Source organism: Pantoea sp. SJZ147, assembly GCF_007828605.1.
GTDB lineage: Bacteria > Pseudomonadota > Gammaproteobacteria > Enterobacterales > Enterobacteriaceae > Pantoea > Pantoea allii.
This window is the reverse complement of record NZ_VIVB01000009.1, coordinates 38,285-53,324: the sequence shown is the minus strand read 5'-3', so window position 1 is coordinate 53,324 and position 15,040 is coordinate 38,285. Positions and strand designations below refer to the sequence as shown.

The 15,040-nt window shown below is 53.9% G+C and carries 13 protein-coding genes; 7 read left to right on the top strand and 6 right to left on the bottom strand.

The annotated features are described in order from the left end of the window. Window positions 1-172: 172 nt before the first annotated feature. Window positions 173-1,105, bottom strand: a complete 933-nt coding sequence (melR, locus tag FBY13_RS14075; RefSeq protein ID WP_063881250.1) for a transcriptional regulator MelR — start codon at window positions 1,103-1,105, stop codon at window positions 173-175. 265 nt (window positions 1,106-1,370) lie between these two features. Between melR and FBY13_RS14070 the strand changes: the two genes are divergently transcribed. The 5 genes from FBY13_RS14070 to mltC all read left to right on the top strand — a co-directional run bounded on the left by FBY13_RS14070 (window position 1,371) and on the right by mltC (window position 6,972). After that, window positions 1,371-2,726, top strand: coding sequence for an alpha-glucosidase/alpha-galactosidase (locus tag FBY13_RS14070; protein ID WP_145394527.1), 1,356 nt, complete (start codon window positions 1,371-1,373; stop codon window positions 2,724-2,726). A gap of 84 nt (window positions 2,727-2,810) precedes the next feature. Next, the gene (gene melB / locus FBY13_RS14065; protein WP_145394474.1) at window positions 2,811-4,229 is read left to right on the top strand and encodes a melibiose:sodium transporter MelB; all 1,419 of its coding nucleotides are present in this window, start codon (window positions 2,811-2,813) and stop codon (window positions 4,227-4,229) included. Window positions 4,230-4,482: 253 nt separating this feature from the next. Next, the gene (gene mutY / locus FBY13_RS14060) at window positions 4,483-5,568 is read left to right on the top strand and encodes an A/G-specific adenine glycosylase (protein WP_063881251.1); all 1,086 of its coding nucleotides are present in this window, start codon (window positions 4,483-4,485) and stop codon (window positions 5,566-5,568) included. Next, window positions 5,568-5,840 carry an oxidative damage protection protein gene (locus FBY13_RS14055; protein ID WP_013027107.1) on the top strand — a complete coding sequence of 91 codons (273 nt, stop codon included), beginning with the start codon at window positions 5,568-5,570 and terminating at the stop codon, window positions 5,838-5,840. Before mutY ends, FBY13_RS14055 begins: the two co-directional genes overlap by 1 nt. Before the next feature lie 52 nt (window positions 5,841-5,892). After that, the gene (gene mltC / locus FBY13_RS14050; protein ID WP_063880850.1) at window positions 5,893-6,972 is read left to right on the top strand and encodes a membrane-bound lytic murein transglycosylase MltC; all 1,080 of its coding nucleotides are present in this window, start codon (window positions 5,893-5,895) and stop codon (window positions 6,970-6,972) included. A 1,294-nt stretch (window positions 6,973-8,266) separates the two neighbouring features. Here mltC and FBY13_RS14040 read toward each other — a convergent pair. Continuing rightward, window positions 8,267-10,417, bottom strand: coding sequence for an ornithine decarboxylase (locus tag FBY13_RS14040; protein ID WP_145394473.1), 2,151 nt, complete (start codon window positions 10,415-10,417; stop codon window positions 8,267-8,269). A 602-nt stretch (window positions 10,418-11,019) separates the two neighbouring features. Here FBY13_RS14040 and FBY13_RS14035 point away from each other — a divergent pair. Beyond that, window positions 11,020-12,003 carry an MDR family oxidoreductase gene (locus tag FBY13_RS14035; RefSeq protein ID WP_096011800.1) on the top strand — a complete coding sequence of 328 codons (984 nt, stop codon included), beginning with the start codon at window positions 11,020-11,022 and terminating at the stop codon, window positions 12,001-12,003. On the opposite strand, the gene FBY13_RS14030 is transcribed toward FBY13_RS14035, so the two are convergent. Then, complete coding sequence (locus tag FBY13_RS14030) at window positions 12,000-12,518, bottom strand: CinA family protein (RefSeq protein ID WP_145394472.1); 519 nt, start codon at window positions 12,516-12,518, stop codon at window positions 12,000-12,002. The genes FBY13_RS14035 and FBY13_RS14030 overlap by 4 nt on opposite strands. Before the next feature lie 282 nt (window positions 12,519-12,800). On the opposite strand from FBY13_RS14030, the gene FBY13_RS14025 reads away from it, so the two are divergent. Then, a complete protein-coding gene (locus FBY13_RS14025; RefSeq protein ID WP_145394471.1) occupies window positions 12,801-13,094 on the top strand; it encodes a SelT/SelW/SelH family protein in 294 nt (97 codons plus the stop codon). 16 nt (window positions 13,095-13,110) lie between these two features. Here the strand turns inward: FBY13_RS14025 and FBY13_RS14020 are convergent, their stop codons facing one another. From FBY13_RS14020 to FBY13_RS14010, 3 genes are all read right to left on the bottom strand, one after another. Then, window positions 13,111-13,650 (bottom strand): PadR family transcriptional regulator, encoded by a 540-nt coding sequence (locus FBY13_RS14020; protein ID WP_063880855.1) that lies wholly within the window; start codon window positions 13,648-13,650, stop codon window positions 13,111-13,113. A 98-nt stretch (window positions 13,651-13,748) separates the two neighbouring features. Continuing rightward, window positions 13,749-14,531, bottom strand: a complete 783-nt coding sequence (locus FBY13_RS14015) for a siderophore-interacting protein (protein WP_145394470.1) — start codon at window positions 14,529-14,531, stop codon at window positions 13,749-13,751. 232 nt (window positions 14,532-14,763) lie between these two features. Beyond that, complete coding sequence (locus FBY13_RS14010; RefSeq protein WP_096011804.1) at window positions 14,764-14,958, bottom strand: hypothetical protein; 195 nt, start codon at window positions 14,956-14,958, stop codon at window positions 14,764-14,766. Window positions 14,959-15,040: the final 82 nt, after the last annotated feature.

The window sequence follows — 15,040 nt, the reverse complement described above, 5'->3', positions numbered from 1 at the left end:
CTGGGAAACGGGCATTATGCAAAGTTCAAAAGCAGAAGCAAGCCTTTGCCACGTTCTGCTTTATTCCTGCGTGCCCTGAAGCGCGATTTCCTGCCTGAGTGTAGAGTAAACCGCAGAAATTTACTTGTTGAGATCACCTGTCAGGATCTCGACGCATCACGCGAAAAACGGCTTATAAAGCCATCGTCTGCCGCCGCTGCTGGCTCAGCTTACGATACTGCTGTGGAGACATGCCGACATATTTAGCAAATGTACTGTAGAAGCGGCTGCTGGATCGGAATCCGGCCGTCAACGCCACATCAAGCACGGTGATATCGGTGTCGCTCAATAACGCTCTGACATGGTTGATGCGCATGGCGGTAATGTACTGTTTTAATGTGAGCTGCATAACGCGCTGAAAAATGCCCATCGCATAATTGGCATTGAGCTTAACGTGTTCGGCTACGTCATTGATGGTCAAAGCCTGATCGTAGTTATCCGCAATAAATTCCAGCATCTGACTGACATAAAACTGGGCATGACGCGAAACACTGTTTTTGTGCGTGCGAGAGGTTTTGTTCACCCCTACCGGCTGCCATCCCGACAAACTAAAGCGTTTAAGCATCAGGCCAATTTCATCGACGGCAAGCTGGCGGATCTGTTCGTCGGGGCTGTTGAGTTCCTGCTGCCAGCGCTGCACTTCAAACACACTGAGCTGCTGCTTTGCCACTGACTTAATCACCATGCCGTGAGTAACATGATTGATTAACTCTCTGTCGAGCGGCCAGGACAAAAACAGATGCATCGGCAGGTTAAGGATAGCCATGTTCTGGCAGTTGCCGGGACGCGTAAGCTGATGCGGCGTACAGGCCCAAAACAGCGTGATGTAACCCTGTTTAATCTGGACGACTTCATTATTGATCAGGTACTCCACGTCACCGTCAAACGGGACATTCACCTCCACCTGACCGTGCCAGTGGCTGGTGGTCATGGCCAGCGGCGGACGCAGTTCGATATCCATGCGCTGGTATTCAGAATAGAGCGACAGCGGACTGCGGGTCTGCTTTTCATCGCTGCTACACATATGCGGGTCGGGTGGAAGCGGTACGCCAGGCTGCATCATCATCATTCCCTCTCCTGAATTATCAGAACCCTGCCATATCTGAAGGGCTCAGGCCAGTAGCAGAGGCCAAAAATGGGCGGTTCGCGTTAATAATTCTCTGCTTTTCAGGCCAGATACTCTTCTTTCCAGGCAAATTTATCCCAAAAACTCAGATCCGATGCTGGCGGCGGGCAGATCTGAGCTTTTGGGAATGCTCCCCTGATTAGAAGGAAGTTTCGTTAGTTACGGCGTGACACTATGACGTTATCCAACCTTGCAATGGAGCATCCTGATGTCTGCACCCAAAATTACGTTTATTGGCGCGGGTTCCACTATTTTCGTCAAAAATATCCTTGGTGATGTCTTCCACCGCGATGCGCTGAAGTCAGCCCATATCGCGTTGATGGATATTGATGCAACCCGGCTTGACGAGTCCTACACCGTGGTCAGCAAGCTGATGAGTTCGGCTGGCGCGGCAGGCCATATTACCTGCCACAGTGATCAGAAAACGGCATTAGTCGATGCCGATTTTGTGGTGGTGGCGTTCCAGATTGGCGGCTATGAACCCTGTACCGTCACAGACTTTGCGGTATGTAAGCGCTATGGCCTTGAGCAAACCATCGCGGATACGCTTGGCCCCGGCGGCATCATGCGCGCGCTGCGCACCATCCCGCACCTGTGGCAGATTTGTGAAGATATGACGGCGGTGTGCCCCAATGCCACCATGCTTAATTACGTCAACCCCATGGCGATGAACACCTGGGCGATGTACGCACGTTATCCGCATATCAAACAGGTTGGCCTGTGCCATTCCGTTCAGGGAACCGCTGAAGAGCTGGCGAACGATCTCAACCTCAACCCTGCCGATTTACGTTACCGCTCTGCCGGTATCAACCATATGGCGTTTTATCTGGAGCTGGAGCGGAAAACCGCAGAGGGTACCTACGTCAATCTGTATCCGGAACTGCTGGCCGCCTTTGACGCCGGGCAGGCACCGAAACCCAATATTCACGGCAATCCACGCTGCCCGAACCTGGTACGCTATGAAATGTTCAAAAAACTGGGCTATTTCGTCACTGAATCTTCAGAACACTTCGCGGAATATACGCCCTGGTTTATCAAGCCGGGACGAGACGATCTGATTGAGCGCTACCAGATCCCGCTGGACGAATATCCTAAACGCTGCGTAGAGCAACTGGATAACTGGCGTAGCGAACTTGAGCATTACAAGCGCGCTGAACGCATTGAAAGTAAGCCATCGCGCGAGTATGCCAGCGCCATTATGAATGCAATATGGACAGGCGAACCGGCCGTGATTTACGGCAATGTGCGCAATGATGCGTTAATCGACAATCTGCCTCAGGGATGCTGTGTGGAAGTCGCCTGCCTGGTGGACGCCAACGGGATTCAGCCCACCAAAGTCGGCACTCTGCCGTCACATCTGGCGGCCATGATGCAAACCAATATCAATGTGCAAACGCTGCTGACCGAAGCCATCCTGACGGAAAACCGTGACCGGGTTTACCACGCCGCCATGCTGGACCCCCACACGGCAGCGGTGCTGGGCATTGAGGAGATTTATGCGCTGGTGAATGAGCTGATCGCCGAACACGGAGACTGGTTGCCCACCTGGCTTCACGCGTAACGTCTTTGTCTCCGGACATGCAGTCCGGCTGCTGCTGTATTCCATAACAGAAGGCGGGCGCTGGCAACAGCGTCCCGGTACCCGATGAGCATTTCAATAACGACAAAACTCAGCTACGGATTCGGCGCGTTTGGGAAAGATTTCGCTATTGGCATTGTTTATATGTATTTGATGTATTACTACACCGACGTAGTGGGTTTATCGGTTGGTGTCGTCGGTACGCTGTTTTTAGTGGCACGGATCTGGGATGCCATTAACGATCCGATCATGGGCTGGATCGTTAATGCCACGCGATCACGCTGGGGGAAATTCAAACCCTGGATTTTTGTGGGCACGCTGGCGAACTCGCTGGTGCTGTTCCTGTTGTTTAGCGCCCACTTATTTGAGGGCACGGCCCAGTTGGTGTTCGTCTGCGTCACTTACATCTTATGGGGCATGACCTACACCATTATGGATATTCCGTTCTGGTCGCTGGTGCCCACTATCACCCTGGACAAGCGCGAACGTGAAGAGCTGGTGCCCTGGCCGCGCTTTTTCGCCAGCCTTGCTTCCTTCGTCACCGCAGGCATTGCCCTGCCCTTTGTCAGCTATGTTGGCGGTGACAATCGCGGATTAGGCTTCCAGATGTTTACGCTGGTGTTAATTGCCTTTTTTATCGCATCAATGTTGGTGACGCTACGAAACGTGCATGAAGTCTATTCGTCCACTGACGATGAAACCACGGATGGCAGCCGGTTGGGACTGAAAGCCATTGTCGCCCTCATCTATCGTAACGATCAGCTTTCCTGCCTGCTGGGAATGGCGCTGGCTTACAACGTTGCGGCTAACATCATTACCGGCTTTGCCATCTACTATTTCACCTACGTTATCGGCGATGCCGCTCTTTTCCCCTACTATCTCTCTTATGCCGGTGCGGCGAACCTGGTGACGTTAATCCTGTTCCCGAAACTGGTGAACATTCTGTCGCGCCGAATTCTGTGGGCGGCGGCGTCCGCGCTGCCCATACTGAGCTGTGGCGTGCTGTTTGCCATGGCGCTGGCGGGCTATCACTCCACTCCGCTGATTGTGGTGGCCGGCATCCTGTTAAATACCGGTACTGCCCTTTTCTGGGTGCTCCAGGTGATCATGGTGGCGGATACCGTCGATTACGGTGAATACAAGCTGCATGTGCGCTGCGAGAGCATTGCTTATTCGGTGCAGACCATGGTGGTGAAAGGCGGTTCAGCCTTTGCCGCTTTCTTTATCGCCGTGGTGCTGGGGATAATTGGCTATATGCCTAACATCGCGCAGTCACAGGAAACCCTGGTAGGTATGCAATTTATTATGATCGCACTGCCCGCGGTATTTTTTATGCTGACGCTGCTGCTCTATTTCCGTTTCTACAGGCTGAACGGCGATATGCTGCGGAAAATCCAGATCCATCTCCTGGATAAATATCGTAAACCGCCGGCGTCAGAAGCGATTCCGGTCAGGAGCCTTGCGATACCCGGATCTGAACCGTAAAAGCCGCCGCCGGGCTTTTAATACCGGGTTTCGAACAACCACAGCAGGCCAGGTGCATGTCATCTGGCCTGCTGCTGTCTGGCATTTGGGATTGATGCTGGCGCGCCCGTGGCGACTCGCCCAGGGGCGGTCAAGGCAACGCATCCGACGGGCCTGAATGAAACAGGCCTTTTCAATCTTCCGGTTTACTCTCACGTGCGCTTATGCTGGAATTCCTGCCCGAATGTCGCGTAATCACGGAAATATCCCCTTTATGATGCAAGCCCCGCAGTTCGCGCAACAGGTGCTGGACTGGTATCAGCGCTTTGGCCGTAAAACCCTGCCGTGGCAGTTGGAAAAAACACCTTATAAGGTGTGGCTGTCTGAAGTCATGTTACAGCAAACCCAGGTGACCACCGTTATTCCCTACTTTGAACGCTTTATGGCGCGGTTTCCTACCGTCAGCGATTTAGCCGCCGCGCCCCTGGACGAGGTATTGCATCTCTGGACCGGTCTGGGTTACTACGCCCGGGCGCGCAACCTGCATAAAGCGGCAAAACAGGTCGTGGATGTTCATGGCGGCGAGTTTCCCCGCAACTATGATGACGTCGCCGCCTTGCCTGGCGTGGGACGTTCTACCGCTGGCGCTATTTTGTCTCTGTCGTTGGGTCTGCATTTTCCTATTCTGGATGGTAACGTTAAACGGGTTTTGGCACGTTGTTACGCGGTAGGTGGCTGGCCGGGTAAAAAAGATGTCGAAAAACGTCTGTGGCAAATCAGCGAGGACGTCACCCCAGCCGAAGGCGTCAGTCAGTTTAACCAGGCAATGATGGACCTGGGCGCAATGGTGTGTACCCGTTCCCGACCAAAATGTGACATCTGTCCGCTTAACAGCGGATGCGAAGCCCGGGCGAACAACAGTTGGGCCAGCTATCCAGGGAAAAAGCCGAAACAGACGTTGCCGGCGCGCAGCGGCTGGTTTTTGATGATGCAACATGGCGACAAGGTCTGGCTGGAACAGCGTCCGCCGGTGGGCCTTTGGGGCGGATTATTCTGCTTCCCGCAGTTCACCAGTGAAGAGGCGATGACCGACTGGCTGACGGCGCGAGGCATCCGGGCGAAACCTCAGCAGCTTACGGCGTTTCGTCATACCTTCAGCCATTTCCATCTGGATATCGTCCCAATGTGGCTGTCATGGCCTTCTGCCGGGGCATTAATGGATGAAGCGGGCGGTCTCTGGTATAACTTAACGCTGCCGCCGTCTGTGGGATTAGCCGCACCCGTAGAGCGTCTTTTGCACGAACTGCGCCATCCCCAGCAGTTGCCTTTAGGCCGCTGTGAGATTAACGAGGAAGAATAATGAGCCGCACTATTTTTTGTACTTTTTTACAACGTGACGCTGAAGGACAAGATTTCCAACTCTACCCTGGCGATCTGGGAAAACGCATTTACAATGAAATCTCGAAAGAAGCCTGGCAGCAATGGATGGCCAAGCAAACCATGCTGATCAACGAGAAAAAGCTCAACATGATGAACCCCGAAGATCGCAAAGTGCTGGAAAAGGAAATGATCAATTTCCTGTTTGAAGGCAAAGACGTCCACATTGAAGGCTATACGCCACCCGAAGCATAACCTTTTTGGCCTCAGTACTGGGGCCGTTTTCCAGGTCAGGCATGTATTTTAGATGAATAAAAAGCTGATAGCCCTGCTGGTGATTGCACCCCTTTTAGTTTCCTGTTCCGGAAAAAAGAACCCGACCTATTCAGAAGAGTGGGTGAAGGACACCAACGGATTTGACATCCTGATGGGGCAGTTCGCCCATAACATTGAGAACATCTGGGGTATCAATGAGGTTCTGATTGCCGGACCAAAAGACTACGTCAAATATAGCGACAACTATTACACCCGCAGCCATATCAACTTTGAAAGCGGTAATATCACTATTGAGACCATTTCCGGTACCGATCCCACGGCCAGCCTGCGTCAGGCGATCGTGACCACCTTGCTGATCGGCGAGGACCCGGGCAATGTCGATCTTTATTCTGATGTCAACGATATCCAAATCAGTAAAGAACCGCTGCTGTATGGTCAGGTACTGGATAACACCGGGCAGGCCATCCGCTGGCAGGGCCGCGCTCAGGCGTTTGCGGACTATTTGATTGCGAATAAACTGCAGCGTCGCAATTCTGGTCTGCATGTGATCTACTCGGTTACCATTCCGATGGTGCCTAACCATCTTGATAAGCGTGCGCATAAATACCTGCCGATGGTGCGCAAGGCTGCTGAGCAATATGGTGTTGATGCGTCTCTGATCCTCGCGATTATGCAGACCGAATCCAGTTTTAACCCCTACGCCGTCAGCCATTCTGACGCACTGGGTTTAATGCAGGTGGTACAGCATACCGCGGGCGTAGATGTGTTCCGCATGAAGGGTAAATGGGGCAAACCAAGCCGCAGCTACCTGCTGGACCCCGAGAACAACATTGATGCCGGTACGGCTTACCTGTCATTGCTGCAGCGCAGCTATCTGGCAGGCATTCAGGACCCGCTTTCGCGTCGCTATGCCGTCATTACCGCCTATAACGGCGGTGCAGGCAGCGTACTGCGTGTGTTCTCCAGCGATAAGGATCGTGCGGTCACTATCATTAACGGTATGTCACCCAGTCAGGTTTATCAGACGCTGTCTAAACAGCATCCGTCTGCGGAATCGCGGCATTATTTGTATAAGGTGAGTACGGCGCAGCGGAGTTATCATCGGTTTTGATGGGGGGCTGCCCGCCGGGCGATGGGTTGTTCTGCCTGTCGGGCGTTGGGTTGCTTACTCTGGCTATGAGAAGGTTCCGCCAGTCGGGCGTTGGGTTGCTTACTCTGGCTGTGAGAAGGTTCCGCCCGCCTGGCGTTGGGTTGCTTACTCTGGCTGTGAGAAGGTTCCGCCCGCCTGGCGTTGGGTTGCTTACTCTTGCTGTGAGAAGGTTCCGCCCGCTGGATGTTGGGTTGCTTACTCTGGCTGTGAGAAGGTTCCGCCCGCCAGGCGTTGGGCAGTTTCAGCCTGCCCGTGCAGGCGGACGTGTTAAGGGGCTTACGCCAGCCCCTTAACAATCCCGGCGTCCGGCAGCCGTCGCTGTTCCTTCGTCACTCACTGCGGCCTGACGGGCCGGCCGGATGCGCCCTCCGTGGCGCAGCCGTCCTCTGCGCGGCATCCCTGCCGCTCCGCCCTGGCCTCCGCTCTCTCCTCAGCGCTCCGGATGCCTCCTGAAAACCCACGCCTGTGAGGGCTTATATTTTTCCCGGAAGGTCGGCGTTGTCTGTAATTAACTGCGTGCGGTTAAATGAATGCGGACGTTTAGGGAACAGAAAAATATCTTTATCTCAATATATTAGGATGCGTTCCGGATGCCTCCTGAAAACCCACGCCTGTGAGGGCTTATATTTTTCCCGGAAGGTCGGCGTTGTCTGTAATTAACTGCGTGCGGTTAAATGAATGCGGACGTTTAGGGAACAGAAAAATATCTTTATCTCAATATATTAGGATGCGTTCCAAATGCCTCCGAAAACCTACGCCTGTGAGATCGAATGTTTTCCCGGAAGACTGGCTTCGCCTGTTGTTAACATGCGCAATCAAAACTCAGGATGGGAAAGCCTGACGAACATGAAAAAATGAAAAGTGATGAGCCAGGAGGCTTTTCCTGCATCTGAAGCGGCAACGCGGTTGGTTTTACTACAGATATCGAAGCGGGGGAGTTGGCCGGCCTTCCCGACCGCTGAGCGGATGAGGGATTTCCGGATGAGCCGACAGGACGTCGGCGAGAGCCGGGCCGCGCCAGGGACGGCGCGTCCTGGCGGTCCGGCAGAAATCCTGAAGTAGTGAAGGGACCGCGCAGCGGCGGGTGGGCAGGACGGGAGCCTGGGGTCAAGGGGCCGCGGCGATTGGCGGCCCCTTGTCGGTCGCCCGCTCGGGGCAAACTGAAACTCCCTGCCGCCTGGCGAGCGAAACCTTCTCAGAGCTTCCGAACGTCAGCTCCATGAAAGCCCTCCGCCGCCAGGCAAAAAACCATGCCTCATTGCACCATCATATTCGCCACCAGATACTTACGTCCGTCGGCATCTTCCTCGGTGTAAACCCCTTGTAACTCCGGAGAAAAACCAGGCAACTGGTTAATGCCCGCTTCCAGCGCCAGGAAATAGCGCTGTACCGCCCCGCCCCATGCTTCACCCGGTACCACACAAAGTACGCCAGGTGGATAAGGCAGTGCGCCTTCCGCCGCAATACGCCCTTCTGCCGTTGCAATCGGTACCAGCTCAACTTCACCACGAATATAAGCCTGATGTGCATCCTGTGGGTTCACTTTAACCTGCGGCAAACCCTGCTCGCGGAACATCATGCGTTGCAGATCTTTTACGTTAAAGCTCACGTACAGGTCGTGCATCTCCTGACACAAACGGCGCAAGGTGTAACCCGCGTAGCGTTTGGCGTTTTTACGGTAAAGCGTCGGCAGCACTTCAGCCAGCAACGTATCGTCTTTAACATGCTGCTCAAACTGCGCCAACATCGCGACCAGAATCGCCATTTTTTCCGGGCTTTCTGCTGGCGTTAGCAGAAACAGAATGGAATTGAGATCGCATTTTTCCGGCACGATGCCGTTCTCACGCAGGTAGTTCGCCAGAATGGTCGCTGGAATACCAAAATCAGCATATTCGCCACTGGCAGCATCAATGCCTGGCGTGGTCAGCAGCAATTTGCAAGGATCGACACGGTACTGATCGCGATCGTATCCGGCAAAACCGTGCCATTTAGCGTTAGGTTCGAAGCTAAAATAGTTAAGATCGCGTGCGATCGCTTCCGTTGGCGCATCCTGCCAGCGCTCGCCATTGACGGTTTCCGGCACGAAAGGCAGGATCATTTCACAACGCTCAAAGATCGCTTTGCGCGCTTCAATGCCCAGCATCACGCACTCATCCCACATGCGGCGTCCCGCCTCGCCCTGATGCATTTTGGCGTTAATATCCAGTGCGGCAAACAGCGGATAAAACGGGCTGGTTGATGCGTGCAGCATAAATGCGTTGTTCAACCGCTTGTGCGGGCAGAAACGCTTTTGACCACGAATATGATTATCTTTTTTATGAATCTGCGAGGTCTGCGAAAAGCCTGCCAGCTGCTTGTGCACTGACTGGGTAACAAAAATGCCGGGATCGTTTTCGTTAAGCTCAAGCGTCAGCGGAGAGCAACCTTCCATCAGCGGAATAAACTGCTCATAGCCCAGCCAGGCCGAGTCAAACAGAATGTAGTCACACAGATGACCAATACGATCCACCACCTGACGCGCGTTGTAGACCGTGCCGTCGTAGGTGCCTAGCTGAATAATCGCCAGCCGGAATGGACGCGCGTCGTTAGCCCGCTCAGGTGCGACTTTCTGGATCTGTTCGCGCAGATAGCCGTCGTCAAAACAGTGCGCATCAATGCCGCCAATAAAGCCAAACGGATTACGGGCAGCCTCAAGATAAACAGGCGTTGCCCCTGCCTGGATCAGCGCACCATGATGGTTGGATTTATGATTATTGCGGTCAAACAGCACTAAATCACCGCGCGTCAGTAAAGCATTGGTGACCACTTTATTCGCGCTTGAAGTGCCATTTAACACAAAGTAGGTTTTATCCGCATTAAACACTTTGGCGGCAAACTTTTGTGCATGCTTCGCCGAGCCTTCATGGATCAGCAGATCGCCCAGCTTAACGTCGGCATTACACATGTCCGATCGAAAAACGTTTTCGCCATAAAAATCAAAAAATTGCTTACCTGCAGGATGCTTTTTAAAAAACGCACCGCCCTGATGGCCGGGACAGGCAAACGTGCTGTTTTGCATGTCGACGTAACGCGTCAGAGTTTCAAAAAACGGCGGCAATAATGCGGCTTCATAAGCCTGAGCGGCGGTTTCCAATGCCACCCAATCCTGCGGCTCGCCATTCAGTTCACCCGTGACGCCAGGCAGGTGCATCACCTCTTCTTCAAAGGCATTGGCAACAAACACCGGTAAATTAAAACCAGTGTGACGTAACAACGCCAGCACGCCACTGCGTGTATCAGCCAGCGAGACGACCACAGCCGCCACATCGGTAAAATCAGTATTATCCAGCGTAACCACGTCGCGCGCAGTATTCAGGGTCAGATTAGGCGCAACAGCAGCGCTGGCAGCAATTTTAAGTGGTGTCATAACACAAATCCCTAACAGTCAGGGAGTGGGTGCCTGAGGCACGGCAATAGGGAAATTTCCCCGGCGAATAATGTCTGACGCGATAGACCGATAGACATCAGTAAAGAGTAGTCCTTACTCATGTCCAACAGTTGCGGCCCGATTGGCCTCACCGCATAGTGAACGATGTGTGTGTAACTGGCATGACGACGAGGAACAGTTCACGCGCCAGCTCAGGCGAGTGGGAACAAGTGCGGATGCGCATTGAACCGGACATGATAGCGTCCTCTGTTAGCGGGCGGTGGCAAGAAAAAAGTGGCGGTCATAATGTCATTTTTTACCGGCAGGAACAACCCGACAACTTTAAATATCAGGTCAATAAACACAAAATAAAAAAGCCTTAAATATCATTTAATTGCACTTAAAACGTTCATAGCCAACCGATTAAGTTTCTGTAATTAATGCAAAATTATGCAATATGCAAATACGGCAGCACCTTCATCAGCCTGTACTGGAACACCACCAAATTGCGGCACGTCGCGCACTTGTCGGTCCAGTGCCTACCGCAATCGGCGTATCCGGCGTAAACTTGCCTGATTATTCTTATGCCTGACGGAGGCTGCATGTTTAAAGCACTGGTCATCGACAATGACGAACAGGGTTACCGCTCTCAACTCAAAGAACTCTCCGAAACACAATTACCCGATCAAGACGTCACCCTCGACGTAAGCTATTCCACCCTCAACTACAAAGACGCGCTGGCAATCTGCAATAAAGGGCCGATTGTGCGCCAGTTCCCAATGGTGCCGGGGATTGATTTCGTCGGACGCGTCACGGCAAGCCGCCATCCTGACTGGCAAGAAGGCGATGCGGCGCTGCTCACTGGCTGGGGCGTTGGGGAAAAACACTGGGGCGGGCTGGCACAGAAAGCCCGCGTGTCTGGCGACTGGCTGGTCGCGCTGCCGGATACGCTGACACCCTTGAATACCATGGCAATTGGAACGGCGGGTTTTACCGCCATGCTGTGCGTGCTGGCGCTTGAAAAACAGGGCGTTAAGCCCGGTAGCGGTCCGGTTTTGGTCACCGGTGCCAGCGGAGGCGTCGGCAGCTTCAGCGTCGCTTTACTGGCAAAGCTTGGCTATGAGGTAATCGCCTCCAGCGGACGGGCCAGCGATGAAGCTTATTTAATCTCCACCCTGGGGGCCGCCGCGGTGATGGATCGCGCCGAGCTGACCCAACCCGGCAAGCCACTGGGCAAAGAGCGCTGGGCCGCCGCCATCGACAGCGTCGGCAGCCACACGCTGAGCAATGTGCTGGCCGGGATGCAGCGTGACGGCGTAGTGGCGGCCTGCGGCATGGCACAGGGGCTGGATCTGCCCACCAGCGTCGCGCCCTTTATTCTGCGCGGTGTGACGCTGGCAGGCGTAGACAGCGTGATGTGCCCTAAACCGCTGCGACAACAGGCCTGGCAGCGGCTGGGGCAGCTTCTGGATGATGCGTTACTGAGCCAGATGACAACAGTTATCCCGCTCAGTGAAGTATGCCAGGGCGCACAGGACCTGCTGGATGGCAAAATCCGGGGCCGTCTGATCGTCGACTGCGCTTAATGCTCTTTTACGGTCTGGAGCGACGAAGGCGGGCGCGTCAGCAATTCGCTCAGCCCCTGAATCGCCCAGATCGTCCCCTGCTCCATCACCGCTTTCGGCTCACCGGAAAAGTGCTGACAGCGGGCAATAACGTCACCGTCCGGCAATGCCCATCCTACCCAAATCGTACCTGCGGGGGTGCCATCCTGTCCGCCGTCCGGCCCGGCATAGCCGCTGATAGCCAGACTGACCGGCTCACCAGAGCGTTCACACGCACCCCGAGCCATTTCGCATACGGTTTCCCGGCTTACCGCCGTATGTTTTTCCAGCGTGTCCTCGCTGACGCCAGGCAGTCGTACCTTGGCGCTTTCGCTATAGGTCACAAAACCGCTGGTAAAAAAATCACCACTGTTTTCGACTGCAGCCAGCGTCATGCTGATTAATCCTGCCGTGCAGGACTCCGCCGTCGCCAGACGAAGACCAGAGGATAAAAGTTGCTGCCCCAGTAGCACTGCGGCCTCATTAAGTTTCATCATGGGTTTTCCTTTGTTTCCTGCCATGAGTGAAGTATGGCCGAAACCACACAACCTGAAGCAGCTAATCTGATGTTTTATCAGAATAAACGCAGGCGCTTACCTGTACCGTTTCGGCTGGCGATGGGTTAAGGTTTGCGCTGCTGTCTGCCACGGGTGAGGATTCGCGTCAGGGTTAGCAACAAAACATCAAGACAAGAAACCCATGCGTAACAGCACAGCCGGACGCGCACGCTAATAGCGCCTGCTGGTCTGAGCGTTAACGAATAAGAAAGAGAGGGAAAGATGCAAAAACCCGTGATCGTCATCCACTACTGTACCCAATGTAACTGGCTGCTGCGCTCTGCCTGGATGGCGCAGGAACTGCTGCAAACCTTTGCACAGGACTTAGCCAGCGTGACGTTGCGTCCGGGCACCGGCGGTGTATTTGAAATTACCCTGGATGAGCATCTGTTGTGGGAACGCAAACGCGACGCCGGATTCCCCGATGCCCAGACGCTTAAGCAGCGGGTAAGGGATATCTGTTTCCCGGAGCGTTCGCTGGGGCACATTGATAAAAATAAATCTGACGACAGCTGATCACCAGCCTCAGTCATTAACTGCGGTTGATTTCATCTGCCGCAGTCTTCAGCACCGCAACAATTTTTTCCCGGGTTTCATCGGTAATCTCCTGCTGCGCCAGGCGAGTGTTTAAGGCACTTTTGAAGTGATAAATAGCCTGCTCAATCTCCGGTATGCTGCGGTTATTGACCAAAACCGCAAGGGATGACAAACGCTTCATCAGGCGAGATAGCAATGCGGCATCGCGCTTTAGCATGGCATGGCCCGTTTCGGTCAGCACAAAAGCCTTACGCGCGGCGAGAGGATCATGGATATGAATGGCGTCCATCTCCTCCAGCCATGTCAGATTGGGATAAATGATGCCAGGACTGGGCGAATACTCGCCTTTTGACAGCTCCTCAATACATTTAATCAGCTCATAACCATGCGTGGCGCGCTGCGAGATAAAATGCAGCATCAACAGACGGATCTCGCCCGCATCCAACATTTTTTCACGGCGCTTGCGACGTCCACTGCACGGCTCCGAATGCGCATCGTGGTTACTCTGCCCTGAATGTGCCGAATCCATTTTCATTCTCTGCCTGAGTCAGTGGAAAGAGCCTGATGGTAGTGGGCCGTCAGGCAAAATTCAATCAACAGCAGGTCACGTAAATCCAGTTAGCAGAAGAAGACTTACTTTTGATGCCAGTAAGCCACGGCACGCACAAAATCAGCGTCAACCCCGCGCTGCGTGGTGAAATAGTCACACAGCTGTTTCACGAACTGCCCTTCTCCGGTGAGCCAGATAAAGGCGTCGTGCTGCGGAATCGCTATCTTATCCAGTGCAGCAGTGAGCTGCGGTAAATCCGCCAACGTCATGTTACCCCTGCCGAGCCAGCTGATCTCTGCATTGCCGGTATCCGCCAGGTAAGCGCGCCCGGCGGCCTCATCGGCGTAGGCAAACAGATGCAGCGCCTCTGGCTTTACTGTGCTGCTGCGGCGCTTAAACGCTGGCAGCCCGGTTTCATCGCACACATAAAGCTGAAAAGCATAATCTGTCGGCACCAGCAAAGAACCCCGTGGACCACCGATGATTAAGGTGTTCCCCACCTGCGCCTGCGCTGCCCAGTTACTGGCGACGCCGCTTTCATGACTGTAAAAATCCAGCGTCAGCGATGACTGGCCGTCGAACGCCAGTGGCGTATAGTCGCGCGCTACCGGCCGCAAGCCGTCTTGCCACTGAATACCCTCATCGTTGATCGTCGGCAGTGCCAGCGCTGCGCCGTCAGCGGAGGGAAAGAAGACCTTAATATGGTCGTCAAAACCTGGGGAGTTGAAGCCCATCAGGTCGTCACCCGTGAAGACGATGCGCCAAAACGTGTCGGCGATCCTGGTTTTTTCGGCCACATGGATGCGACGAAAGCGCAGTTCGTTACGTACGCGTTCAGGTAAACGACGGGGATAAGATGTATGCACGGTAACTCTCCGAAAACGCGGCTGTGCGAGCGGGGATGGTTTTCGCGCGGCCTGAGTAAATAGAAATCATTCTCATGTTAGCGGCTCAGAATAGCTATGATATATCTTAAGAACAATGACCAAAAATGCGATCGGTTATGAAGCGAGGGAGCGCAAGGAAAGAAGAAGCGGGCGCGTAAAAACAAAAAAGGCGCTTGCGCACCTTTTAAGAGGACTGACGGCAATAACGTTGTTATCGAACCGGGTTTTGTCCGCTGCTTTGAGGCAGAGAGCTGTCACCGAGTATCTCGTTATGCGTGCCCTGCGAGGCAGGGTGCAAACCTGTTGGCACATTGACAGGATCGGTCATTTGCGCGCCAGCCAGAGCCGGAGCCACAGACAGCGCGATAGCCAGCAGCATTGCTGATATCTGGGAAAGTTTAATCATAGTTTTTAGCCTGATAAGGCGCAGAAAGCAGGTGAATATTCCAGCTCAGAGAAATAAAAGCCGTCGTAGTGGCTCCTCAGTG